The organism is Mobilicoccus caccae (assembly GCF_030161635.1).
Taxonomy (GTDB): Bacteria; Actinomycetota; Actinomycetes; order Actinomycetales; family Dermatophilaceae; genus Mobilicoccus; species Mobilicoccus caccae.
This window is the reverse complement of sequence record NZ_BSUO01000001.1, coordinates 2451637-2475726: the sequence shown is the minus strand read 5'-3', so window position 1 is coordinate 2475726 and position 24090 is coordinate 2451637. Positions and strand designations below refer to the sequence as shown.

General features: G+C 70.5%; 23 protein-coding genes and 2 tRNA genes. 17 read left to right on the top strand and 8 right to left on the bottom strand.

The window, feature by feature from the left end:
• The first annotated feature begins 1 nt into the window (after position 1).
• The 5 genes from QQK49_RS12135 (at position 2) to ilvC (ending at position 6478) form a co-directional block, all read left to right on the top strand.
• The gene (locus tag QQK49_RS12135; protein WP_284304146.1) at positions 2-520 is read left to right on the top strand and encodes a SixA phosphatase family protein; all 519 of its coding nucleotides are present in this window, start codon (positions 2-4) and stop codon (positions 518-520) included.
• A 333-nt stretch (positions 521-853) separates the two neighbouring features.
• A complete protein-coding gene (locus tag QQK49_RS12130; protein ID WP_284304145.1) occupies positions 854-2629 on the top strand; it encodes a M12 family metallo-peptidase in 1776 nt (591 codons plus the stop codon).
• 389 nt (positions 2630-3018) lie between these two features.
• Positions 3019-4890, top strand: a complete 1872-nt coding sequence (locus QQK49_RS12125) for an acetolactate synthase large subunit (protein ID WP_284304144.1) — start codon at positions 3019-3021, stop codon at positions 4888-4890.
• Positions 4887-5390 carry an acetolactate synthase small subunit gene (gene ilvN, locus QQK49_RS12120; protein WP_284304143.1) on the top strand — a complete coding sequence of 168 codons (504 nt, stop codon included), beginning with the start codon at positions 4887-4889 and terminating at the stop codon, positions 5388-5390. Before QQK49_RS12125 ends, ilvN begins: the two co-directional genes overlap by 4 nt.
• 59 nt (positions 5391-5449) lie before the next feature.
• Positions 5450-6478, top strand: coding sequence for a ketol-acid reductoisomerase (ilvC, locus tag QQK49_RS12115; RefSeq protein ID WP_284304142.1), 1029 nt, complete (start codon positions 5450-5452; stop codon positions 6476-6478).
• A gap of 158 nt (positions 6479-6636) precedes the next feature.
• Here the strand turns inward: ilvC and bfr are convergent, their stop codons facing one another.
• Together bfr and QQK49_RS12105 are read right to left on the bottom strand one after the other, a co-directional pair.
• Entirely contained in the window at positions 6637-7125 is a 489-nt protein-coding gene (bfr, locus tag QQK49_RS12110) for a bacterioferritin (protein WP_284304141.1), read from the bottom strand.
• The gene (locus QQK49_RS12105) at positions 7088-7327 is read right to left on the bottom strand and encodes a (2Fe-2S)-binding protein (protein WP_284304140.1); all 240 of its coding nucleotides are present in this window, start codon (positions 7325-7327) and stop codon (positions 7088-7090) included. The genes bfr and QQK49_RS12105 overlap by 38 nt, the downstream gene beginning before the upstream one ends.
• A gap of 255 nt (positions 7328-7582) precedes the next feature.
• Between QQK49_RS12105 and QQK49_RS12100 the strand changes: the two genes are divergently transcribed.
• From QQK49_RS12100 to QQK49_RS12085, 4 genes are all read left to right on the top strand, one after another.
• Positions 7583-8794, top strand: coding sequence for a C40 family peptidase (locus QQK49_RS12100; RefSeq protein WP_284304139.1), 1212 nt, complete (start codon positions 7583-7585; stop codon positions 8792-8794).
• A gap of 73 nt (positions 8795-8867) precedes the next feature.
• A complete protein-coding gene (locus tag QQK49_RS12095; protein WP_284304138.1) occupies positions 8868-9950 on the top strand; it encodes a 3-isopropylmalate dehydrogenase in 1083 nt (360 codons plus the stop codon).
• 191 nt (positions 9951-10141) lie between these two features.
• Positions 10142-11233 (top strand): branched-chain amino acid aminotransferase, encoded by a 1092-nt coding sequence (locus QQK49_RS12090; RefSeq protein ID WP_284304137.1) that lies wholly within the window; start codon positions 10142-10144, stop codon positions 11231-11233.
• Between the two features lie 26 nt (positions 11234-11259).
• Positions 11260-11712, top strand: a complete 453-nt coding sequence (locus tag QQK49_RS12085) for a hypothetical protein (protein ID WP_284304136.1) — start codon at positions 11260-11262, stop codon at positions 11710-11712.
• 40 nt (positions 11713-11752) lie between these two features.
• Here the strand turns inward: QQK49_RS12085 and QQK49_RS12080 are convergent, their stop codons facing one another.
• Positions 11753-12613, bottom strand: coding sequence for a 3-methyladenine DNA glycosylase (locus QQK49_RS12080; RefSeq protein WP_284305896.1), 861 nt, complete (start codon positions 12611-12613; stop codon positions 11753-11755).
• Positions 12614-12771: 158 nt separating this feature from the next.
• Here QQK49_RS12080 and QQK49_RS12075 point away from each other — a divergent pair, with 158 nt between their 5' ends.
• The 5 genes from QQK49_RS12075 to QQK49_RS12055 all read left to right on the top strand — a co-directional run bounded on the left by QQK49_RS12075 (position 12772) and on the right by QQK49_RS12055 (position 16900).
• The gene (locus QQK49_RS12075) at positions 12772-13464 is read left to right on the top strand and encodes an SGNH/GDSL hydrolase family protein (RefSeq protein ID WP_284304135.1); all 693 of its coding nucleotides are present in this window, start codon (positions 12772-12774) and stop codon (positions 13462-13464) included.
• Entirely contained in the window at positions 13461-13649 is a 189-nt protein-coding gene (locus QQK49_RS12070) for a hypothetical protein (RefSeq protein ID WP_284304134.1), read from the top strand. Before QQK49_RS12075 ends, QQK49_RS12070 begins: the two co-directional genes overlap by 4 nt.
• Before the next feature lies 1 nt (position 13650).
• Positions 13651-14427 carry a fumarylacetoacetate hydrolase family protein gene (locus tag QQK49_RS12065; RefSeq protein ID WP_284304133.1) on the top strand — a complete coding sequence of 259 codons (777 nt, stop codon included), beginning with the start codon at positions 13651-13653 and terminating at the stop codon, positions 14425-14427.
• A gap of 174 nt (positions 14428-14601) precedes the next feature.
• Positions 14602-16152 (top strand): glutamate--tRNA ligase, encoded by a 1551-nt coding sequence (gltX, locus tag QQK49_RS12060; protein ID WP_284304132.1) that lies wholly within the window; start codon positions 14602-14604, stop codon positions 16150-16152.
• A gap of 103 nt (positions 16153-16255) precedes the next feature.
• A complete protein-coding gene (locus QQK49_RS12055; protein ID WP_284304131.1) occupies positions 16256-16900 on the top strand; it encodes an HAD family hydrolase in 645 nt (214 codons plus the stop codon).
• Positions 16901-16948: 48 nt separating this feature from the next.
• Here the strand turns inward: QQK49_RS12055 and QQK49_RS12050 are convergent, their stop codons facing one another.
• The 4 genes from QQK49_RS12050 to QQK49_RS12035 form a co-directional block, all read right to left on the bottom strand.
• Positions 16949-17545, bottom strand: a complete 597-nt coding sequence (locus QQK49_RS12050; RefSeq protein ID WP_284304130.1) for a DUF4870 domain-containing protein — start codon at positions 17543-17545, stop codon at positions 16949-16951.
• Positions 17546-18016: 471 nt separating this feature from the next.
• On the bottom strand, positions 18017-18925 hold the full coding sequence (locus QQK49_RS12045) for an NAD-dependent protein deacetylase (RefSeq protein WP_284304129.1): 909 nt from the start codon (positions 18923-18925) through the stop codon (positions 18017-18019).
• Between the two features lie 102 nt (positions 18926-19027).
• Positions 19028-19465, bottom strand: a complete 438-nt coding sequence (locus QQK49_RS12040) for a hypothetical protein (RefSeq protein WP_284304128.1) — start codon at positions 19463-19465, stop codon at positions 19028-19030.
• Positions 19466-19565: 100 nt separating this feature from the next.
• Positions 19566-21266 carry a glutamine--tRNA ligase/YqeY domain fusion protein gene (locus tag QQK49_RS12035; RefSeq protein WP_284304127.1) on the bottom strand — a complete coding sequence of 567 codons (1701 nt, stop codon included), beginning with the start codon at positions 21264-21266 and terminating at the stop codon, positions 19566-19568.
• A gap of 198 nt (positions 21267-21464) precedes the next feature.
• On the opposite strand from QQK49_RS12035, the gene QQK49_RS12030 reads away from it, so the two are divergent.
• A tRNA-Gln gene (locus QQK49_RS12030) sits at positions 21465-21536 on the top strand.
• Positions 21537-21604: 68 nt separating this feature from the next.
• Positions 21605-21677: transfer RNA gene (locus QQK49_RS12025), tRNA-Glu, on the top strand.
• 140 nt (positions 21678-21817) lie between these two features.
• Here QQK49_RS12025 and QQK49_RS12020 read toward each other — a convergent pair.
• The gene (locus tag QQK49_RS12020; protein WP_284304126.1) at positions 21818-22567 is read right to left on the bottom strand and encodes an IclR family transcriptional regulator; all 750 of its coding nucleotides are present in this window, start codon (positions 22565-22567) and stop codon (positions 21818-21820) included.
• A 121-nt stretch (positions 22568-22688) separates the two neighbouring features.
• Here QQK49_RS12020 and leuC point away from each other — a divergent pair, with 121 nt between their 5' ends.
• Positions 22689-24080: a 3-isopropylmalate dehydratase large subunit gene (gene leuC / locus QQK49_RS12015; RefSeq protein WP_284304125.1), complete on the top strand. Its 1392-nt coding sequence runs from the start codon at positions 22689-22691 to the stop codon at positions 24078-24080.
• Positions 24081-24090: the final 10 nt, after the last annotated feature.

The following is a 24090-nucleotide window of genomic DNA, read 5'->3' as shown; positions in this document are numbered from 1 at the left end:
CATGACCGACCAGTCGTTCGAGGTGACCCCCGATCTGCGCCTGCTCGTGATCGTCCGCCACGGTGAGGCGAAGGGACACTCCGCCGCCGGTGACGAGGGCCGCGAGCTCACCGCTCGTGGTCGCGAGGACGCGACCGATGTGGGCCGGTGGCTCGTCTCCCAGGGTGTCCGTCCCGACGTCGCGATCGTCAGCTCCGCCACCCGCACGGTGCAGACGTGGGAGGCGATCCGGGCCGGGGGAGTGGAGGCCGACGACGTCCGCGTCGACCGTGCGATCTACAACGGGACGGTCGAGGACCTCGTGGAGGCGATCTCGGCGGTGCCCGACACCGCGCGGGTGGCGCTCCTCGTCGGCCACGCGCCGGCGGTTCCCGACCTGGCGCTCGACGTCGAGACGCGCTGCGACCTCCCGGGCGGCTGGTCGCCGGCCACCCTGGGCGTGATCTCCCACCCGGGCCCGTGGTCCGGATTTCCCACCGCCGACACGGCGTTGGTGGCCTGCCGACCCCGGAGGCGGTGACCGCTCCGAGGCCGGCCCAGGCGTCGGAGACACGAACGCGTCAGCGTCCTCGGTGACCTCGCACGGCCCGCTCGGCCACCCGCACGAGCTGCACGAGCCGCGCGGCGAGTGTGACATGGATCACTCCGAGAATCCCTCGCGAGGTGAATTCTCCACGCCCCCAACGGTGGTTGCGCCCTCGAGGTGACTCCCCGGTCACCTCGGGTGACCAAGACCGGTCAGAAGCACTGCGAATCTGCCGAATTCATGAGGTGCCGCCCGCACTGCCACGCGGGCGGATCGCCCCCACGGACGGGGGTGGGTTTCATGGATGAAGGGTGTCGCAGGATGCGCGTGAATCGACCGATGGCCATCGCTGCTCTGACGATCACGCTGGTGACCGCGAGCACCCCGGGCCTCGTCGCCCACGCGAACCCCGCCGACGGGGATGCCCAGGTCCGGGTCGTCGGCGTCGTCGAACGCCTCGCCGATCCGGTCGACGGCCTCGAGAGTGCGGTCCGGCTGCCGGGTGGAGAGCGTCTTCCCGTCGATGCGGCCGGCCGCGCCCGGCCCGGTGACGAGGTCTCGGTCACGATCCCGGTGACGCAGGACGTGGTCGAGGCCGCGGAGTCCGGGCGTTCGGTGCCGGGTGTCGACGGCGAGGTCTCCCCGACGCGTCGTGAACTGCGGCGGGCCTCCGCCACTCCCGCCGCTCCCGACTCGGCGCTGGCGAAGGCCACCGTCCAGGACGTCGTCGACGCCGGTCGCGTCGCCCCCGTCGACACGGTGACGGTTCTGCAGCAGGCCCGCTCGGGCGCCGGTTCCGTGGGTGCCGTCCACGACGTGACGGTGGCGATCGTCGCTCCCAAGGGCGTCAGGGGACGGGTCGCGACCCGGGCCCAGGTGGCGACCCAGGTGAAGAACGTCGGTGCCTACTGGCGTGAGCAGAGTGGCGGTGCCGTCGACTTCCGGCTGGCCCGCACGGTGGGTGCGTACGCGTCCGCGTACACCTGCAAGGACAGCCCGTTCAAGCTGTGGACCGAGGCCGCCCGCGCGACGGGCTTCGACGAGGGCCCGGGCAAGCACCTCGTCGTCGTGCTGCCCCGGGAGGCCGTGGACGCCGGATGTTCCTACGGCCTCGCCTCGATGGGTCAGGACGTCGAGAGCGGTGGCGTGGCCTACGTCGCCGACACGAGCTGGCCGGTCCTCGCCCACGAACTCGGCCACAACTTCGGACTCGCCCACGCCAAGGCGCTGCAGTGCCGGTCGATCACCGATGCCGACCTCGCCCGCGTGCCCTCCTCCTGTGGCGTCGACGAGTACGGCGACCCGTTCGACGTCATGGCGGCCTCGGCGGCGAACGTGGCCGGTTCGCTGTCGGTGCCGCAGGCGGTCCGCGTCGGGTTCATCGGCTCCTCCGGCTACGTCGACGTGCGCAGCGGAGTCAGGAAGGTGACGCTCAACGCGGTCTCCTCCCTGAACGGCGTGCGTGGCGTCCGCGTCCGCGACCCGCGCTCTGGCGCGGTCTACTGGGTCGAGTACCGCACCCGCGCCGGCAGGGACTCCGCCCTCTACCGCCCGATGACCGCCGGTGTGCGGGTGCTGCGCGAGGAATCGGTGACCCCCGACACCCCCTGGCCGGGAACGGTCGCGCTCGACGCGTCGCCGACGGGCCGCGACTCGGATGCGTCGTGGCAGGTGCCGGCCAAGCACCTGTTCACCTCCTACGGATCGGGTGTGTCGGTGACCGTGGAGTCGGTGGCGGGTGCCCGGGCCACTGTCTCGGTCTCGGTCTCGGCGGCCGGACGCCGCGTCGCCGGTGCGCGCGCCGGCGCGGTCTCCCGGGTCGGTACGGCGGCGGCCGCCGCGCCGAGCACCCCGAGCCTCGCCATCAACAGTCGTGGCGTCGTGTCCTGGAAGACCCAGCGTGCGGTCCGGTACGACGTCGTCGTGCGGCGGGTCGACGGTCGCAGCCACGGCCGCATCCAGACCTGGTACGCCGGCACGACCCGCACCTCGGCGCAGCTCAAGGCGGCCCGAGGGACGACGGTCCAGGTCCGCGCGCGGGCCAAGGGCGCGGACGGCCGGGTCGGTGCCTGGTCCTCCTGGCGCGCGGTCGCCTTCCGCTGACGCCGCCGCCTCATCACCCCCACGCTCGGACCGCCTCCTTCGGGGGCGGTCCGAGCAGGGAAGGCGTCCACCCGCATGAAGTCCCACGATGCAAGACGGCCGTCTCACGATATTGACCTCTGCGACGGCTGGACGCATGCTCGGTCCATGACCCTGCACTTCGTACTTCCCTGAGCGCGTCGCCGACATCCGCCGACGCGCAACCCCATCGTCCCCACCCGGACGGCGGGGTTTTTTCATGGGCGTACCCCGGTCCCCACGAAACGCCCGGGGTGCCGCCGCTTCGTGCTCAGGCCGGACACGGCAGAATCGGCCGTGACGACGAGCACCACAGGACCATGACCAACTCGCTCTTCCACGAATCGATCTCACGAAAGCGGTGACCCACCGTGACGGATCCCCGACCTCCCCGCCCCGCACCACCTCCGCGCACCACCAGTGACGACTCCGCCAAGGTCGAGGACGTCACCGGAGCGCAGAGCCTCGTCCGAGCCCTCGAAGAGGTCGGCGTCGAGGTCGTGTTCGGGATGCCGGGCGGGGCCATCCTTCCCGCCTACGACCCGCTGATGGACTCCACCAAGGTGCGGCACGTCCTCGTCCGTCACGAGCAGGGCGCCGGTCACGCCGCCGAGGGATACGCGGCCGCCACCGGCAAGGTCGGCGTGTGCATGGCGACCTCCGGCCCCGGCGCGACCAACCTCGTGACCGCCCTGGCCGACGCGCACATGGACTCGGTGCCGATCGTGGCCATCACCGGCCAGGTCGGCAGCGCCGCCATCGGGACCGACGCCTTCCAGGAGGCGGACATCCGCGGCATCACGATGCCGATCACCAAGCACAACTACCTCATCACCGACCCGGACGACATCCCCCGCGCGATCGCCGAGGCCTTCCACATCGCGGCCACCGGACGCCCCGGGCCGGTCCTGGTCGACATCACCAAGGACGCGCTGCAGGCCACGACGTCGTTCTCCTGGCCGCCGCGGATGGACCTGCCCGGCTACCGCCCCGTGATCAAGCCCCACGGCAAGCAGATCCGCGAGGCCGCGCGGCTCATCAACGCCGCCCGGCGCCCGGTGTTCTACCTCGGCGGTGGCGTCGTGCGGGCCCGCGCGAGCGAGCAGCTGCGCGAGCTCGTGGAGCTGACGCAGATCCCGCTGGTCACCACGCTCATGGGCCGTGGTGTGGTCCCCGACGATCACCCGCTGCACCTGGGCATGCCCGGCATGCACGGCTCGGTGTCGGCCGTGACCGCCCTGCAGAAGGCCGACCTCATCATCGCGCTCGGGGTGCGGTTCGACGACCGCGTCACCGGCAAGCTGGCCACGTTCGCGCCGCTGGCCAAGGTCATCCACGCCGACATCGACCCGGCCGAGATCGGCAAGAACCGCGTGGCCGACGTCCCGATCGTGGGCGACGTCAAGGAGGTCGTCACCGACCTGCACGCCGAGCTGTCCGCCGCCGGTTTCACCCCCGACTACGACGCCTGGCACACCGAGTCGCGAGGGTGGAAGGAGACCTACCCGATCGGCTACCAGACCCCGGAGAGCGGTCTGCTCGCGCCGCAGTACGTCATCGAACGCATCGGCGCGCTGTCCGGGCCCGAGGCCACGTACGTCTCGGGTGTGGGTCAGCACCAGATGTGGGCGGCGCAGTTCATCCAGTACCAGCGCCCCAACGCCTGGCTGAACTCCGGCGGCCTCGGCACGATGGGCTACTGCGTCCCCGCGGCGATGGGCGCCAAGGTCGCCGAACCCGAGCGCGTCGTCTGGGGCATCGACGGCGACGGCTGCTTCCAGATGACCAACCAGGAGCTCGCCACCTGCGTCATCAACAAGATCCCCATCAAGATCGCCGTGATCAACAACAGTTCGCTGGGCATGGTGCGCCAGTGGCAGACCTTGTTCTACAACGAGCGCTACAGCAACACCGACCTGCACACCAGCGCCGGCGCCGCGCGCATCCCCGACTTCGTCAAGCTGGCCGAGGCCTACGGCTGTGTCGGCCTGCGGTGCGAGAGCGTGGACGACGTCGACGCGACCATCGAGAAGGCGCTGTCGATCAACGACGTCCCCGTGATCGTCGACTTCGTCGTCTGCCGCGACGCGATGGTGTGGCCGATGGTGCCCGCCGGCGTCAGCAACGACGAGATCATGTACGCCCGCGGGGTCTCGCCGGTGTGGGACCGCGAGGAGAACGCCGTCGAGGAGCAGGCGGACCTCACCGCCACGCTGATGGCGAACGAAGGAGATGCCCGATGACCCGGCACGTGCTGTCCGTGCTCGTCCAGAACAAGCCCGGCGTGCTGGCCCGGATCGCGGCGCTCTTCTCGCGTCGCGGGTTCAACATCAGCTCGCTGGCCGTCGGTGAGACCGAGGACCCGGCGGTGTCGCGGATGACGGTGGTCGTCGACGCCGACGAGCTGCCCGTCGAGCAGGTGACCAAGCAGCTCAACAAGCTGGTCGAGGTCATCAAGGTCGTCGAGCTGTCGCAGTTCGTCGAGCGCCGCATCCTGCTCATCAAGGTGCGCACCGACGCGACCACACGCACCCACATCCTCGAGACCGTCGACCTCTTCCGGGCCCGTGTCGTCGACGTCTCCCTGGAGAGCGTCACGATCGAGGCCACCGGCAAGGTCGAGAAGTTGGAGGCGCTGCTCGCCCTCCTCGAGCCCTACGGGGTGCGTGAACTGGTGCAGTCCGGCATGGTCGCGATCGGTCGCGGCCCCCGGTCGATCACCGACCGTTCCGCACGCCACTGATCCCCGCAGTCCTCGCACCACCCGCACATCTCTGCTCAGTCAACACGTTAGGAGCCCCCGTGGCGCAGATGTTCTACGACGACGACGCCGACCTGTCGGTCATCTCCGACAAGAAGGTCGCCGTCATCGGTTACGGCAGTCAGGGTCACGCCCACGCCCTCAACCTGCGTGATTCCGGTGTCGACGTCCGGATCGGCCTGGCCGAGGGCAGCAAGAGCCGCGCCAAGGCCGAGGCCGAGGGCCTGCGGGTGCTGTCCGTGGCCGACGCGACGAAGGAGGCGGACGTCGTCGTCATCCTCGTGCCCGACCAGCACCAGCGCACGGTGTACGCCGAGCAGATCGAGCCCAACCTCAAGAGCGACGCGGCGCTGATGTTCGCGCACGGGTTCAACATCCGCTTCGACTACATCAAGCCTCCGGCCGGTGTCGACGTGTTCATGGTGGCCCCCAAGGGCCCGGGGCACCTGGTGCGCCGTGAGTACGCCAACGGTCGCGGCGTGCCGGTGCTCCTGGCCGTCGAGAAGGACGAATCGGGCAACGCCTGGGACCTGGCCAAGTCGTACGCCAAGGCCATCGGTGGTCTGCGCGCGGGCGGCATCGGCACGACGTTCACCGAGGAGACCGAGACCGACCTGTTCGGTGAGCAGTCCGTCCTCTGCGGTGGCGCCAGCCAGCTCGTCATGTACGGCTTCGAGACGCTCATCGAGGCGGGCTACCAGCCGGAGATCGCGTACTTCGAGTGCCTGCACGAGCTCAAGCTCATCGTCGACCTCATGATCGAGGGCGGCATCGCCAAGCAGCGCTGGTCGATCTCCGACACGGCCGAGTACGGCGACTACGTCTCCGGCCCGCGGGTCATCTCCCCGGAGGTCAAGGAGAACATGCAGGCCGTGCTCAAGGACGTGCAGTCCGGTGCGTTCGCGCAGCGGTTCATCGACGACCAGGACGCCGGCGCGCCGGAGTTCAAGGCCCTGCGCGAGAAGGGTGCCCAGCACCCCATCGAGGCCACGGGCAAGGAGCTGCGCAAGCTCATGGCGTGGGTGAAGGACGACGACAGCGACTACGTGGAGGGTTCTGCCGCTCGGTGACGAGAGCGTGAGGACACGAGCGAGCGCCAGCGAGCGAGGCCCGGAGCGCCGAGGAACCGAGCGCATCGAACTCGCTCGGTGACGAGAGCGTGCCCCGAAACAGCTCGAACCGCCTCCGGATCGGAGGCGGTTCGAGCTGTTTTCGTGCTGTGCGCGCGTCAGGCGGGGGCTTCTCCCGGGGCGATCTGCATCGCGGTGTAGTTCTCGATGCCGGTGCGGGCGATGGCGTCGAGTTGGCCTTCGAACCAGTCGGCGTGGATCTCTTCGTCGCGGGCCATCTCCTCGAAGATCGAGGCGGTGGCGTGGTCGTCGAGGTCGTGGCATTCCTGGGCGGAGTCGTTGAACTGGCGGACGGCGGTGATCTCGCTGTCGAGGCCGAGCTTGAGCATCTCCTCGACGGTCTCGCCGACGGAGATGGGGTTGAGGCGCTGGACGTTGGGGTGCCCGTCGAACATGAGGATGCGGTTGATGAGTTCGTCCGCGTCCTTCATTTCGCCGATCGAGAGGTCGTAGAAGACCTTGCCGAGTCGGGGCAGGCCCCAGTTGTCGAGCATGCGGGCGTTGAGGAAGTAGGCGTTGACGACCGTCAACTCGAAGGTCAGTGCGTCGTTAAGCAACTCGACGACGCGGGGGCTGCGTGGCTGCATCGGTCTCCTCGAGAGGTTGGTGCAGGGTGACGTGGTCCTGGCGAGTATAGGACTCGATCACTGCACGTACTCCGAAGACGCAACCGCCGCAGTCGGTTCCCGCCCCGGTCGACCTGCAGACCTGGGCGAGGGTGTGCGCACTGCCGTCGACGGCGGCGCGGATGTCACGGTCGCTCACGACCTCGCAGTGGCACACGATCATGCAGGTAAGGCTAACCTACTGATGGTCCGTGCGGGAGTCCCTTCTCACACTTTCTGCAACAGGTATGAAGTGTGCATCCGGCCCGTGTCGCCGCTGCGAATCGTGGTGCAATCGAAGCAAGGTGGCAGCAGCGGACGGGGACGGTCGACACCCGTCGGACGTTCTCGCTTCATGTCCCCGCCCGTCTGCCGATGCCTCTGTAGAGAAGTCTGCACAGGTGCCCGGCACTCACCCCTCACTCGGAAGGGCCACTCCATGATCGTTCGGCGTGTGCGTGCTGTGGCGACCCTGGCTCTGCTGGCGGCGCTGAGCGCCCCGGCTTCCGTGGCCGTCGCCGACCCGGTCGAGCCGGACTCTCGCGGGGCCACGCAGGCGGAGGTCGAGGCGGCCCAACGTGCGGTCGCCGCCGGGGCGGGGCAGGTGGCAGCGCTGCAGCGGCAGCTCGACGTGGCTCGCGCCGAGGTGGAGGCGTTGCACGAGGCCGCCGGTGCCGCCTCGGAGAAGGCGAACGCCGCGCGGGAGCAACTCGCGCGCAAGACGGCCGAGGCGGCCGCGGCGCGCAAGCAGGCGGACGAGGCCGCCGCAGCGGCGCAGCGCTCGCAGAGTTCCCTGGAGCAGATGGCCGCGCAGCTCTACATGCGCGGTGGACCGATGGCCGACCTCGCGTGGCTGTTCACGGGGTCGACCGCGGAGCTGGCCCGCGATCGCGCCGATGTCGAGGCCGCCGAGGGTCACCGCACCCGCCACCTCACCGACGCCCGCCGGGCCGAGTCGGCAGCGGCGGCGGCACGGACCAAGGCCGACGCCGCACAGAAGGCGCAGCAGGCGGCGGCGACCGAGGCCGCCACGGCGCTCGCCGACGTACAGAAGGCCGTCGCGGCCGCCGAGAAGAAGACGACCGAGCTCACGGCCAAGGAGCGGCAGCTCGTCACCCGGTTGGCCGAATTGCGTCGCACCAGTGTCGAGGTCGAGCAGCGCCGGCAGGAGCAACTGCAGCGTGAGGCGGCCGAGCGTGCTCAGGCGCAGGTCCAGGCCCGCTTGCAGGCCGTCGTCCGTCGCGGCGCCGGATCGTCCCAGGTGGCGCCGGCCGACCTGCCCGCACCGAACACCGCCGCCGCGGCCACGGCCATCGCCTGGGCCCAGCAGCAGTTGGGCAAGCCGTACAAGTGGGGCGGCAACGGCCCGGACTCCTTCGACTGCTCGGGCCTGATGGTCGGAGCCTGGCGGGCGGCCGGCAAGAGCCTGCCGCGCACGGCGCAGTGGCAGTACGACGCCACCCCGCGGGTCGCCATCGCCGACCTGCAGCCGGGCGACCTGGTGTTCTTCGGCTCGTCGAACCGCTCGATCACCCACGTCGGCATGTACGTCGGAGGCGGGCAGATGATCGAGGCGCCGCGGACCGGCCTCGACCTGCGCTACTCCTCGATCTACCGCTCCACCCTCCTGCCCCACGGCGGACGCGCCTGACACTCGTCCCGCTTCGGTCCGCATGGCGAGCACAGCGTATCGCCTGTCGAGACGGCGTGGGTACCATTCCGGCATGACTTCCGGCAACGACACATCTGCGCGCCCGATCGACATCGCCGTCATCGGTGGTGACGGCATCGGCCCGGAGGTGACGGCGGAGGCGCTCAAGGCCCTGCGCGCCGTCCTCGGCGAGGACGGGCTGCAGACCACCGACTACGCCCTCGGCGCCCGCGTCTGGCACGAGACGGGGGAGGCGCTGCCCGAAGGGGTGCTGGACGACCTGCGTCGCCACGACGCGATCCTCCTCGGCGCGATCGGCGACCCGAGCGTGCCCAGCGGAGTCCTCGAGCGGGGTCTGTTGCTGCGGCTGCGGTTCGACCTCGACCACTACGTCAACCTGCGCCCGACCCGCCTGTACCCGGGCGTGAAGAGTCCGCTCGACGTCGCATCGGTCGCTCCGGACGGCATCGACTTCGTCGTCGTCCGCGAGGGCACCGAGGGGCCGTACACCGGCAACGGGGGAGCGCTGCGGGTCGGGACCCCGGCCGAGGTCGCCACCGAGGTCAGCGTCAACACGAGGTTCGGTGTCGAGCGTCTCGTGCGGGACGCGTTCGCCCGCGCCCAGGCACGTGAGCGCCGAAAGCTCACCCTCGTCCACAAGCACAACGTGCTCTCCTACGCCGGTCACCTGTGGCGTCGCACGGTCGAGGAGGTCGGGGCCGAGTTCCCCGAGGTCACCACCGACTACCTGCACATCGATGCCGCCACGATCTTCCTCACGACCGGCCCGGGCCGCTTCGACGTCATCGTCACCGACAACCTGTTCGGCGACATCATCACCGACCTCGCCGGCGCGGTCGGCGGCGGCATCGGCCTCGCGGCCAGCGCCAACATCAACCCCGACCGCGAGGTGCCGAGCATGTTCGAGCCGGTCCACGGCTCGGCGCCCGACCTCGCCGGTCAGGGCATCGCCGATCCGACGGCGGCGATCCTCTCGGCCTCGCTGCTGCTCGCGCACCTGGGCCGCACCGCCGAGGCCGCGCGTGTCGAGGAGGCGGTCGCCGCCGACCTCGCCAACCGCGGCGCGGGCTCCCGCTCGACGAGCCAGGTCGGGGACGCCATCGCCCGCCGCCTCTCCGCGACCGGCCGCAGCTGAGGCCGCCCGCCTCCGGTCGTGCCGCCACCTCCGGAACACCGAGATCGCCCTGACCGACAAGCCGTCCGCGGCGCTCGGCCGCATCGGCTAGCCTTCCCGACAGGACGTTCAACGGGAGCAGGCCGGCCCACACCGCCCGATCCCGCGTCCGTCACCGACCGTCGTCGCCCTGTGCGGTGGAGAGGAATCCCGTGTCCAAGCTCACCTTCAGCACCTCCTCCCGTCCGGATCCGCTCGCCGACGAGGCGCGCCTCGCCATCCTGGACGACCCCGGGTTCGGGGTCACGATGACCGATCACATGGTGCGCATCGAGTGGACGCGTGAGGGCGGGTGGAGCAACGGCGAACTCCTGCCGTACGGGCCGATCAGCATCGAGCCGGCCGCCGGCGTCTTCCACTACGGCCAGGAGATCTTCGAGGGGCTCAAGGCGTTCCGCCACTCCGACGGGTCGGTCTGGTGTTTCCGGCCCGAGGTCAACGGTGCGCGGCTGCAGCGCAGCGCGAAGCGGCTGGCCCTGCCCGAGCTCGACATCGACGACTTCATCGAGTCGCTCAAGGTGCTCGTGAGCGCCGACGAGAAGTGGGTCCCGGAGTTCGGCACCGGTGAGACGAGCCTGTACCTGCGGCCGTTCATGATCGCCTCGGAGGCGTTCCTCGGGGTGCGTCCGGCCAACGGCGTCACCTACTTCGTCATCGCCTCGCCTGCCGGCGCCTACTTCTCGGGTGGGATCAAGCCGGTGTCGCTGTGGCTGTCCACCGACTACGCGCGCGCCGGCGACGGTGGCACGGGCGCGGCCAAGTGCGGTGGCAACTACGCCTCCAGCCTCGCCGGGCAGGTCGAGGCGGCCGAGCACGGATGCGAGCAGGTCGTCTTCCTCGACTCCTCGACGCACACGTACATCGAAGAGCTCGGTGGGATGAACCTGTTCCTCGTGTATGCCGACGGCCGGCTCGTCACCCCCGAACTCACGGGCTCGATCCTCGAAGGGGTCACCCGCAGCTCGATCCTCGAACTGGCCACGGACCTCGGTCTGAGGCCCGAGGAGCGCCGCATCCCCATCCAGGAATGGAAGGACGGCGTCGCCTCCGGCGAGATCACCGAGGTGTTCGCGTGCGGCACGGCCGCCGTGGTCACCCCGGTCGGCACCCTCAAGTGGGACGGCGGGGAATCGACCGTCGGCACCGAGGCGGGCGAGACGACGATGAAGATCCGCCAGAGCCTGCTCGACATCCAGTACGGCAAGGCCGACGACACCCGAGGCTGGATGACCCGCCTCGTCTGAACTCGATCGGACCCCACGGAGGGACCATGACGGACATCGAAGCCTCGAGAGCGTACGCGAGCGACCGGTTGCGCGAGGCGTGGAGCCAGGGACGCATCGACGCGGCGGAGCACGAACGCCGCACGACGGCGCTGCGTCACGCCACCTCGATCGAGGAGGTCGAGGCCGCCGAACGCGGTGACGTGCGCCCGGTCGGGGCCGACGGGACCGCGGGTGTGTCGCCGATTCCTCCCTTGGAGGAGCGTCCCGAGCCCGGCGCCACCGCCGCCGAGGTCGAGAAGCGCCCCGAACGCACCCCCGGCATCCTCTCCCTGCCCCCCACCCTGGGCGGCACGCTCGTCGGCCTGACCCCGTTCATCGCCGTCATCCTGTTCTTCACCGGCGCGGGTGGTGACGCGTTCCCCTCGTGGATCTGGTTCCTGCTCATCCCGATCATGGGGATGCTCGTCTACGGCCCCGACGGGAAGAGCGACGACTGACCGCGCGGCGCCACACCGGAGTCCGCGCTGTCGGGCGGGTTCAGGTGCGGGCGAGCAGGTCTGCGCACAGGGAGATCAACGCCTGCCGGATCGGCTCGGCCTGCTCGGCGAGCGCCCGCTGCTCGGCGACGTACTCCGCTCGACCCGCCGGTGTCTCGATGCGGATGGGCGTGTAGCCGAGCTCGGCGAGGTCGTACGGCGAGGCGCGCATGTCGAGCTCCCGTGCCCGCCTGGCCGACCGGAACGTCTGGAGCAGCAGCGGACCCGGCACGACCGGGCCGAGTTTCGTCGCCCACTTGTACAGGTCCATCGTGGCGTGCAGGCATCCCGGCTGCTCGTGGTCGGTCTGGGTGTCGCGGGTCGGGGTGAGCAGGTTGAGCGAGCGCGCCGGCGGGGTGAAGAAGCGGAACGCGTCGGCGTGGCTGCACCGGATGGGCAGTGATTCGGTCACCGCGTCGGTCTCGGCGGCGCTCAGCCGCAGTGGCCAGTTCTCGTGCCGGGGTTCCTCCGCCCCGAGTCGGTAGACCATCGCCCATTCGTGCAGGCCGAAGCACCCGAGATGCGGCGCTCGCCCGGCCGTTGCCTCCAGGAGATCGTGGACGAAGCGCACGGCCTCGCCTCGCCGGCCCAGGTAGGCGTCGACGTCGAGGAACACCCCGTCGGCGTCATGGGTGTAGTAGGTCCAGGAGCCGCGACCGGCCAGGTCGTCGCCGAGGAGCTTGACGCCCGGCCCGGGGTGCCACCGGCGCAGTTGCCCGGGGCGATGCCGGTAGTAGACGAACAGGAAGTCCTCGACGGGGTGGGTACGCCCGGTGCGGCGCCGCTCGAGGTGGTCGCCGGTGAGGTCGTCGACGGCCCGTGCGTGGGCGTCCTCGGCGGCCCGCCACTGCTCCCGATCCATCTCCCTCACGGCCAGCAGCGTACCGATCGACCTGCGACGTCGACACGCGCCGACCCGCCTCCGGTCGGTGGCGGGTCGAGGTGGCTGCAGGTTCGCGCGTCGTGCCGGGCTCACCGTTAGTCTGAAGGGGTCGCTCCTCCTCACCGCCTGGAGTCCGGATGCGTTCTCGCGCAAGTAGGTTCGTCGTTCGTGCGGCAGCGTCGGTCACCGTCCTCATGGTGCTGGCGGGGATGGGGGCCATCGCCCCGGGTGCGGTGTCCGCCGCTGCGGGAGGGATCAGGCCGCGCCCCTACCTCGTCCTCGGAGACTCGATCTCGGCCGGGTACCAGCCGGGGCAGGGCGACGATCCGCGTGGTGGGTACGTCGCGCGGGTGAGCGCCGGTGCGGCGCAGCGGCGGGCACCCCTCGCGGTCACCAACCTGGCGTGCACGGGTGAGAACACCGCGTCGATGCGTCGCGGCGGCACGTGCCGGTACCGCCAGGGGAGTCAGCAGGCCGCGGCGCTGGCGTTTCTACGACGCCACCCCGACACCGCCCTCATCACGGTATCGCTGGGGGCCAACGACCTGTTGCGGTGCGCGGACAGGGAGCGGACCAGCGTGGATGCGACGTGCGTCCGACGGTCGGCGGGGGCGATGCGCACGAATCTGTCCGCGACGCTGACCGAGTTGCGGCGGGCGGCCCCGAACGCGTTCATCATCGTGCTCGACTACTACGACCCGTTCCAGGCGGCCACGCTGCTCGGCCGGCGTGGGCGCGCGGTCTCCCAGGTCCCCTCCACGGTGCACAGCCAGGTCAACGTCGTCATCCGTGGGGCGGCGAGGATGCCGGCGCCCGTGTCGCCTACGTGACCGAACCCTTCGATCGCCAGTGGTGGCGTCGCGTCGATCTGCCCGGTCATGGCAGGGTGCCCATCAGGGTCGCGCGCATCTGCACCTGGACGTGGATGTGCAGCCGCGTCGACATCCACCCCAACGACCAGGGGTACCGCGTCATCGGCGACGCGGTCCTCACCGCGCTGAGCCGAAGGAGATGACATGCGCATCGCACGCTTCACCACCGGAGACGAGCCCCGCTACGGCGTCGTGCAGGGCGAGGGCGACGAGCAGTGGCTCGCGGAGGTCGCCGGCGACCCGCTGTACACGCCGGTCTCCGGCACCGGGCAGCGCGTGGAACTCGCCGACGCCCGGTTGCTGTCGCCGGTCATCCCGCGCAGCAAGATCATCGGCATCGGCCGCAACTACGCCGATCACGCCAAGGAGATGGGCAGCGACCTGCCCGACAAGCCGCTGATGTTCCTGGTGCCGAACACCGCCGTGATCGGGCCGGGCGACCCCGTGGTCATCCCCGACCTCACGGAGGAGGTCAGCTACGAGGGCGAACTCGCGGTCATCATCGGCCGCATGTGCAAGGACGTGCCCGCCGACCGGGTCAAGGACGTCATCTTCGGGTACACCTGCGCCAACGACGTCACGGCCCGCGACCTGCAGCGCGACGACGGCCAATGGGCGCGCGCCAAGGGCCTGGACACGTTCTGCCCGCTGGGCCCGTGGATCCAGACCGACCTCGACCCCGAGGACGTCGGCATCGTCACGCGGCGCGACGGCGAGGTCGTGCAGGACGGACGCACCGCCGACATGATCTTCGACGTGCCGACGCTGGTGGAGGCCTGCTCGCGCGCGTTCACCCTGCTGCCCGGCGACGTCATCCTCACGGGCACTCCCGCGGGCGTCGGCCCGGTGACCGCGGGTCAGCGCGTCGAGGTGGAGATCGAGGGCATCGGCACCCTGACCAACCCCTTCGTCAAGCGCTGAGATCGACCTTCCCCTCCACCTCGAACAGCAGGGGAGGCGTCGGACCGTCGCGCACGCGCGGCTGTGTCGACGTGGGCGGCTGTTCGAGGAGGAGCGGGACGTCGCGCGCGTGACCTGCGGGTGGGCGCCGAGGCCTCGGATCGGGCGGGGGCGGAGCGTTAGGCTGGCGTCATCATGACTGAGACCTCGACACCTGCCGCGACGCCCGGATCGCCCCGTCTTCGGGTGGCTCCGTCCCCGACCGGGGATCCCCACGTCGGCACCGCGTACATGGCCCTGTTCAACCTCGCGTTCGCCCGCAAGAACGGCGGAGCCTTCGTGTTGCGGGTCGAGGACACCGACCGCGCGCGGTTCCGCGCCGACAGCGAGGCCCAGCTCACCGACACCCTGGACTGGCTCGGTCTGAACTGGGACGAGGGGCCCGACGTCGGCGGCCCGTACGCGCCGTACCGGCAGTCCGAGAGGCTCGACACCTACGCGCCGTACATCGAGAAGCTCATCGAGGACGGACACGCCTACTACTGCTGGTGTTCCTCCGAACGCCTCAGGGAGTTGCGCGCCGAGCAGGAGAAGAGCAAGGCCTCGGTGACCGGCTACGACCGCCTGTGCCATGGCAAGACCCGCGAGGAGCGGGCGGCGCTGCCCGGATTCTCCGAGACGCCGGTCGTGCGGATGCTCGTTCCCGACGACGTGCCGCTGGAGTTCGACGACCCCATCCGCGGCACGCTCAAGGCGCCGCGACCCGACGACCAGGTCATCCGCAAGGCCGACGGATTTCCCACCTACCACCTGGCCGTCGTCGTCGACGATCACGAGATGGGCATCACGCACGTCGTGCGCGGCGAGGAGTGGATCTCCTCGACCCCTAAGCACCTGCTGCTCTACCGCTGGCTGGGCCTGCCGGAGCCGCGGTTCGCGCACATGCCGCTGCTGCGCAACGCGAACAAGTCCAAGATCAGCAAGCGCAAGAACCCCGAGGCGCGGCTCACGTGGTTCCGCGAGGAGGGCTACCTGCCCGAGGCTCTGGTCAACTTCCTTGCGCTGCTCGGGTATCCGCCGATCATCGAGGAGGGTGAGGACGGCGAGCGCACCGAGCGTGAGGTCTTCTCGTTCTCGGAGTTCAGCAGCGGGTTCGAGTGGAGCAAGGTCAACCCGGTCGGCCCGATCTTCGACCTCACCAAACTCGACTGGCTCAACGGGGTCTACATCCGTGAGCTGCCGGTCGAGGAGCTCGCCGCCCGGCTGCTGCCGTACCTCGTGGCCGAGGGCATCCTGCCGCCGCGGCCCGACCTGGGCGCCCTGGGGCGTCTGGAGCAGGTCGTCGGTCTCATCCAGCCGCGCCTGACCCACCTGACGAAGGCGGGGCCGCAGGTGGCGCCGTTCTACGTCGACGACGACGCTCTGCCGATCGACGACGACGCCCGCACCCAGCTCAAGGACGACGCGCCCGCGGTGCTCGACGCGGCCATCGCCGCACTGGAAGGCATCTCGACCGACGAGGGCGACATGTTCGGTGAGGGGCGGGGGTGGACCCACGAGAACATCGAGGCGGCCCTGCGCGCGGCGCTGGTGGAGGGCATGGGCCTCAAGCCGAAGTTCGCGTTCGGTCCGGTGCGCACCGCGATCTCGGGCAAGCGCGTCTCGCCGCCGTTGTTCGAGTCGATGGAGATCCTCGGCCGGCACTCCACCCTGACCCGCCTGCGGGCGTTGCGCGCCACGCTGTGAGCGCCCCGAACGCCCCGAACGAGGTGTGGCAGGCGCCTGTCCGGGCACTGCTGCTCGACGTCGACGACACCCTCATCGACACGCAGTCGGCGATGCGGGGGTCGTGCACCCGCGGGGCCGCCGCGGCGTGGCCGGGGAGTTCGCGGCGACGCACGAGGCGATCTCGGGGTGGTTCTACGACGACCCGGGCGGGTACTTCGACGCCTATACCCGGGGCGAGTTCGCCTTCGCCGACATGCGGGCCGCGCGCTACCACGAGGCGTGCCGGCGGGTCGGTCTGCCGGAGCAGGGGTTCGCGACGTTCGAGTCTGCCTACCTGGACGCGTTCGCGACGGCTCAGGTGGTCTTCGACGACGCCCTCGACTTTCTCGACGCCGCAGCCGCCAGGGAGATCCCGGTGGCGTTCGTGACGAACTCCGGTGCCGCGCAGACGGAGATGAAGCTCGCGGCGGTCGGTCTGGCCGGGCGGGGCGTGGTCGTCACGACCGACACCCTGGGGATCGGCAAGCCGGATCCGGCGATCTTCGCTCTCGCGGTCGACCTGCTCGGTGTCGAGGCGGCTGGCTGCCTCGTCGTCGGCGACACGCTCCACACCGACATCGCCGGAGCCCGGGCGTCCGGGATGCGCGCGGCCTGGCTCCAGCGCCTCGACATGCCCGAGCCCCGCAACGCGGGGTGGGGCACGCCGGTGGACGACCCTGCTGTCCGGGTGGTCACGGGTCTGGACGAGGTCGTCGCGCTGCTCTGAGCCAGGTCGACGACGCTCCCGCGGGCGTGCAGGGCGCACCGGTCACCATCACTGCAGGATGCGCAGGACCGGACGGTAGCGGAAGGGCGTGCCGGAGTACGCGCGTGTCGCCGCGACGACACCGGTGATGGCGACCGCCAGCATCGCGCCCATGAAGCTCAACGGTCCCGCGACCGTGGCGATGGCGATGCCGCCGAGGACACCGAGCCCTCCGATCCCCGGCGCGCCGAAGACGGAGTCGAGGAGCACGCCGTTGAGCAGGTGCATGCCCAGGCCGAACAGAGCCATGGACCCGATCGTGACGATCAGCGTGGTGCAGGCGGCGTTGAAGCTCCCGGCGGCAGCGCGTCGCGCGAACGGCTTGTCCCTGTTCATGATCCAGAGGGTCAAAGCGGCGACGATCGTGCCTAATCCCATCGTCGTGAGGATGCCGATGGGGAGGGTGAGGTGAGCCCACATCGCCACGGTGCGTTCATGCTGGTCGGCCCCGCCTTCGGCGCTGGCGCGCCGCACGTGGTCCTGGGGCCCGTTCATGACGTAGGAACCGTGCTGCGCAGTCGGGGTGGGCGCCGCGGGTTCGGGTCGGATCTGCGGGTCGACGTCGCCGGTGGCGGACGGGTAGGAACGGACGTTCTCGGTGGTCACAGGAGACTCCCTGGGTGGCGGCCGCCGGGGTGGGGCCGGGCCCGACCAGCCTCGACCACCACCCACGCACCCACAGCCCCGTCATCCACAGGCAGCGCGGCGTGCCGCGAGGTGCAACGCGGATGGGTCCTCCACCACCCGCACCGCTTGTACGGCCGGATCCCGGCGTCCCGGTGTGCTGAGGGCGGGCGGCGATCTCGGCTTCGACCACCGGCGTGCACCGAGCGGGACCCTATCGGGCCCCAACCCTGGACGCTTCTGGGGCTGCAGGGCTGTGACCAGGGGTGATTCCCAGAGGGATGCTAGGTGGCGTGCCTTTCTAGTCCCGCTTGGTGCCCGCTGGGCGGTTCGACGCAGCGGGCGATCCTCGACCGTCGGCATTCGGCACCGGTCGGTGGAGTGGCCGGGCGCCTTGACGGGGAGGTGCGGAGGCCGCGCGGATACGGGTTCGTCGAACGTCCGGCGTCCGGCTCACGTCAGGCCGAGGGGCAGGCCTGTCGCGTACTCGCCGTCGACGAGGCGGCCGAAGTCGTCGTCCAGGCCGAGCATGCGGGCGAGGGCCACGAGGGACTCTCCGAGGCCGGCGTCGATGCGGTGGGTGGCCTCGCCGTCGCCGCGGGTGCGTCCGCGGGTGATGACGGCGATCGGGCGGCGCGCCTTGTGGGAGTGGCGCACGAATCGGTACCCGCTCATCACCTGCAGGCTCGAGCCCAGGACGAGCAGGAGGTCGCTGGCGTCGACCGCGTCGTAGGCGCGGGACACCCGCTGCTTGGGCACGTTCTCGCCGAAGTAGACGACGTCGGGTTTGAGGGTGTCGGCGCCGCACGACCTGCAGGTCGCGAGCACGAACGAGTCGATGTCGGCCTGGGGGAGTGTCACGTCGCCGTCGGGGCGGATCTCCCCGCTGCGAACTCGTTCCGCGAAGCCGGGATTGAGCTCGGCCAGGCGCTGCTCCATGAGGTCGCGGGGGATACGGTCCTCACACGTCAGGCACCGGACGAGGGACAGCGTGCCGTGGAGCTCGAGCACCTCGCTCGCCCCCGCCCGCTGGTGCAGGCCGTCGACGTTCTGCGTGATGATCGACGGCGCGAACCCCTCACGTTGCAGCGCGGCCACCACCCGGTGACCCGCGTTCGGTTGCGACGCCGCGAACCTCGTCCACCCCACGTGCGCCCGCGACCAGTACCGTCGGCGCGACTCCGGGCCGGCGACGAACTCCGAGTACTGCATCGGCTGCACGCGGCGCTGCCCGTCGGGTCCGCGGTAGTCCGGAATACCCGACTCCGTACTCATCCCCGCGCCGGTGAGGATGCAGACGCGACCGCCGGCGACGAGGTCGGCGATCACCTCCAGCGTGGCCAGATCGGGGTGGGGATTCACGCCCCGAGTATGCCGCCCGGACCACGCGGACGCATGGCGGCGCGGGGTGCGCACCCGAGGGGATCGGGCGCCTGAGGCCTACGACGTCCGCGAGTCCACGCCTCAGCGGAACGCGCGACTGCGCCGGTGGGATCGCACGGCATCGAGCGAATAGGGGTCGACGTAGGGGTCGACGGTCGGCAGCAGTTCGAGCTGGAGGAGCCACCCCTCGGTGACCCCACCCGGCACGGGGACTCCCGCGATCCGGCCGGCCTCCTGCACGACGACACGCGGCTCATCACGCAGTTCGGCGCCGTGGCGGCTCCGGATCTCCAGGACGCGCCACACCCGGACCCGTTCCTCCACCACACGGTCGGAGGCGACGTGGCGCACCAGGGTCCAGTCGATGGGTCCGACGACGTCGTCCCAGGCATGACCGCCCCGGTACGGCGACTGCAGCACCGTCGTCACATCACCGACGCGTAGCGGCTCCCCGCAACACTCGTACTCCCGGGCCGCGATGAAGGCCAGCACCGTGCAGACTCCGTGAGCCGCTTCCATGAGACACACCGCCCTCCCCGGACGTAGCGAAATGCCCTATGGGAGAAGAGTGCACCTCTCCTTCGGCGGCAGGAAGAGGCTGCGGATGTGATGTAGTCGTCTAACTCTTGCCCTGGCGCTTCTGGATGTTCGCCCATTCGTCACGCAGACCGACGGTGCGGTGGAAGAGCATCGGGGTACGCGGGTCGTGCGCGAAGTACCCGAGCCGCTCGAACTGCACGACCTCACCCGGCTGGGTGTCCGCCAGCGCCGGCTCGACCTTGGCCGAGGTCAGCAGCTCGCGGGAGTCGCGGTCGAGGTCGTCCATCGCGTCGCCGGTGCGCTCCCCCGGGACCTGCGCGGAGAACAGCCGGTCGTAGAGAGCGACCTGCGCGTCCAGGGCGTGTGCCGCGGAGACCCAGTGCATCGTCGACTTGACCTTGCGGCCGTCGGGCGCCGTGCCGCCGCGGGATTCGGGGTCCATCTCGACGTGGACCTCGACGACGTTCCCGTCCTCGTCCTTGACCACGTCGGTGCAGGTGACCAGGTAGGCGCCGCGCAACCGCACCTCACGACCGGGGGAGAGGCGGAAGAACTTGGGCGGCGGCACCTCGGCGAAGTCGTCCTGCTCGATCCACAACTCGCCGGTGAACGGGACGCTGCGGGTGCCGTCCTCGGCGTTCTCCGGATTGTTGACGACCTCGAAGTGCTCCACCACGGGCGCGCCCGCCTCGTCGGTCGGCCAGTTGGTGATGACGACCTTGAGCGGTCGCAACACCGCCATCCGGCGCTGCGAGGTGAGGTTGAGGTGCCTGCGGACGAAGGACTCCAACAACTCGATGTCGTGCCGGCTGTTGGTGCGCGTCAGCCCGATGTAGGAGCAGAACTCGCGGATCGCCGCAGCGGGATAGCCCCGACGGCGCAGACCGGAGATCGTCGGCATCCGCGGGTCGTCCCACCCGTCGACGACACCCTCGGCGACGAGCTGCATGAGTCGGCGCTTGCTGGTGATGGTGTGCGTGAGCTCGAGGCGGGCGAACTCGCGCTGCTTGGGCGCGGTGCGCTCCAGGGGGAGCTGGGCGAGGTACCAGTCGTACAGCGGCCGGTTGCTGCCGAACTCCAGCGTGCAGAGCGAGTGGGTGACGCCCTCGATGGCGTCGGACTGCCCGTGCGCCCAGTCGTAGGTGGGGTAGATGCACCACGTGTCGCCGGTGCGGTGGTGGTTGCTGCGGCGGATGCGGTACATGATCGGGTCGCGCAACTGCATGTTCTCGTGCTGCATGTCGATCTTCGCGCGCAGCACGCGGGAGGCGTCGGGGTATTCACCGGCGCGCATCTTGCGGAACTCGGTGAGATTCTCCTCGACGGGTCGGTCGCGGAAGGGGCTCTCGATGCCGGGCTTGCCGTAGCCGCCGCGCTGGGCCGAGATCGTGTCGCCGTCCTGCTCGTCGACGTAGGCCAGCCCCTTGCCGATGAGGAGTTCCGCCCAGTCGTAGAGCTGCTCGAAGTAGTCCGAGGCGAAGAGCGTGGAGGTGGGTTCGTAACCGAGCCAGGCGATGTCGGCCTTGATGGAGTCGACGTACTCGACGTTCTCGGTGTCGGGGTTGGTGTCGTCCAGGCGCAGGTTGCACTCGCCCTCGAAGTCCGCCGCGACGCCGAAGTCGACGCAGATCGCCTTGGCGTGCCCGATGTGCAGGTGGCCGTTGGGCTCGGGAGGAAACCGCGTCTGCACCCGTCCGCCGTAGGTGCCGGAAACGTTGTCGACGCGAATCTCGTCGCGGACGAAGTCGCTGGTGGGGGCGGAGAGCGCGGCCTCGGTCATGCCTTCGACTGTACCGCGCGGGGGCGTGGCGCCAGGCGAGGTCCGGCTGCGTGGGAACCGGAGGTCGGCCGCGATCGGGGCCGTGGCCGTCCGTGCCATGGAGCGAATTTGGGCGCGCCGCGCTGTGCGGCTACAGTGGATCCTCGTGATCGCGGGCCGCCTCACGACGGTGTTCGAGGGCGGATCCGGGGTACCCCATGGGGTATGGTGTAATTGGCAGCACGACTGATTCTGGTTCAGTTAGTCTAGGTTCGAGTCCTGGTACCCCAGCTCTGAACGGGCTTGATGCCCGATTAGGAAGAAGGACGACCGTTCGGTAGTCTTTCAGCGCTGTTCACGGCCCCGTTGTGTAGTGGCCTAGCACGCCGCCCTCTCAAGGCGGTAGCGCCGGTTCGAATCCGGTCGGGGCTACAACGAGAAGAGACCCGCACTCCCACAGGGAGGGCGGGTCTCTTTCGCATTCCTGACGCCCCCACTCGCGCCGAGACCGCCGCTGATAGGCGGCGGTCTCGGCGAACGTCGTGGCGAGGGCCGGAGCCCGGTGGGGTCGGTCAGCTCTTGTCCTGGCCCGCGGCCTGTTGGGCGGCGTGCGCGCGCTGAAGGACCTCGGTGAGCTTGTTGGCGCCGGCGACGACCGTGGCCGCGTGCAGACGGCCCGGCTGGCGCGAGACGCGCTCGATCGGGCCCGAGATGGACACGGCGGCGATCACCCGCCCGGCGGGGTTGCGCACCGGCGCCGACACGGACGCCACGCCGGGCTCCCGTTCGCCGACGCTCTGGGCCCAGCCGCGACGCCGCACGCCCGAGAGGGTGGTGGCGGTGAACTCCGCACCCTGCAGGCCGCGGTGCAGGCGGTCGGGCTCCTCCCACGCCAGCAGCACCTGGGCGGCGGAGCCGGCCAGCATCGACAACGTGGCGCCGACCGGGATCGAGTCGCGCAGGCCCATGGGTCGCTCCGCGGCGGCGACGCAGATGCGCAGGTCACCCTGACGCCGGAAGAGCTGGGCGCTCTCATGGGTGTGGTCGCGCAGCGCCCCGAGCACGGCACCGGCCGCCGCCAGCAGACGGTCCTCACCGGCGGCGGAGGCGAGCTCCCCCAGGCGCGGGCCGAGGATGAATCGCCCCTGCATGTCGCGGGAGACGAGGCGGTGGTGCTCGAGGGCGACCGCGAGCCGGTGCGCCGTCGGCCGGGCCAGCCCGGTACTGGCGACGAGCTGCGCCAATGTCGCGGGACCGGCCTCGAGGGCTCCGAGGACGGTCGCGGCCTTGTCGAGGACTCCTACCCCACTGGACTTCTCCATAGGGGGCATCTTGCCGTCTCAGGTCATGAGACGCAAGTGCTTCACATCCTGAACTTCGCGGACGGTCTCCGTAGCCTGGAGCGGCCCGGCATCCACGGGCGCGTGAGCACGAGGAGCAGACATGAGCGGCACATTGGCCGAGAAGGTATGGCAGGCACACGTCGTGCGCTCCGCCGACGGTGAACCGGATCTGCTGTACATCGACCTTCACCTGGTGCACGAGGTGACCAGCCCGCAGGCGTTCGACGGGCTCCGCCTCGCGGGGCGCGCGCTGCGTCGTCCCGACCTCACCCTCGCCACCGAGGACCACAACGTGCCCACCCTGCCGGGTCCGATCGAGGACCCGACCAGTCGCACGCAGGTGGAAACGTTGCGGGCCAACTGCGAGGAGTTCGGCGTCCGGCTGCACCCGATGGGCGACGCCAACCAGGGGATCGTGCACATCATCGGCCCCGAGCTGGGCCTGACCCAGCCCGGGATGACGGTCGTCTGCGGCGACAGCCACACCTCCACGCACGGCGCCTTCGGTGCCCTCGCGTTCGGCATCGGCACGAGCGAGGTCGAGCACGTCATGGCCACGCAGACGCTGCCGCTCAAGCCGTTCAAGACGATGTCGGTCACCATCGACGGGGAGCTCGCGCCTGGCGTGACCAGCAAGGACGTCATCCTCGCCGTCATCGCCGAGATCGGGACCGCCGGTGGGCAGGGGCACGTCATCGAGTACCGCGGCAGCGCCGTCGAGGCGTTGTCGATGGAGGCCCGGATGACGATGTGCAACATGTCGATCGAGGCCGGCGCCCGGGCCGGGATGATCGCCCCCGACGACACGACCTTCGAGTACCTGCGCGGTCGTCCGCACGCGCCGCAGGGCGCCGATTGGGATGCGGCGGTGGAGTACTGGCGCACGCTGCGCACCGACGACGACGCGGTGTTCGACAAGGAGGTCCGCCTCGACGGTGCGGCCCTCACCCCGTTCGTCACGTGGGGCACCAACCCGGGGCAGGGCCTGCCGCTCGACGACCGCGTGCCGGATCCCGCGCAGATCGCCGATCCCGAGGAGCGCAGCGCCACCGAGAGCGCCCTGCGGTACATGGGTCTGACCGGCGGCACGCCGCTGCGGGAGATCCCGATCGACACGGTCTTCGTCGGGTCGTGCACCAACGGACGCATCGAGGACCTGCGCGCGGTCGCCGAGGTCCTGCAGGGCCGGACCGTCGCGAAGGGCGTGCGGATGCTCGTCGTGCCCGGCTCGGCGCAGGTCGCGGCGCAGGCCGAGCAGGAGGGGCTGGACGCGATCGTCACCGCGGCCGGTGCGGAATGGCGCCTGCCCGGGTGTTCCATGTGCCTCGCGATGAACCCCGACAAGCTGGCGCCGGGCGAGCGCTGCGCCTCGACGAGCAACCGCAACTTCGAGGGCCGTCAGGGCAAGGGCGGACGCACCCACCTGGTCAGTCCCGCGGTGGCGGCGGCGACCGCCGTCCACGGCACGCTGGCCGCCCCCGCGGACCTGTAGGCAAGGAGCC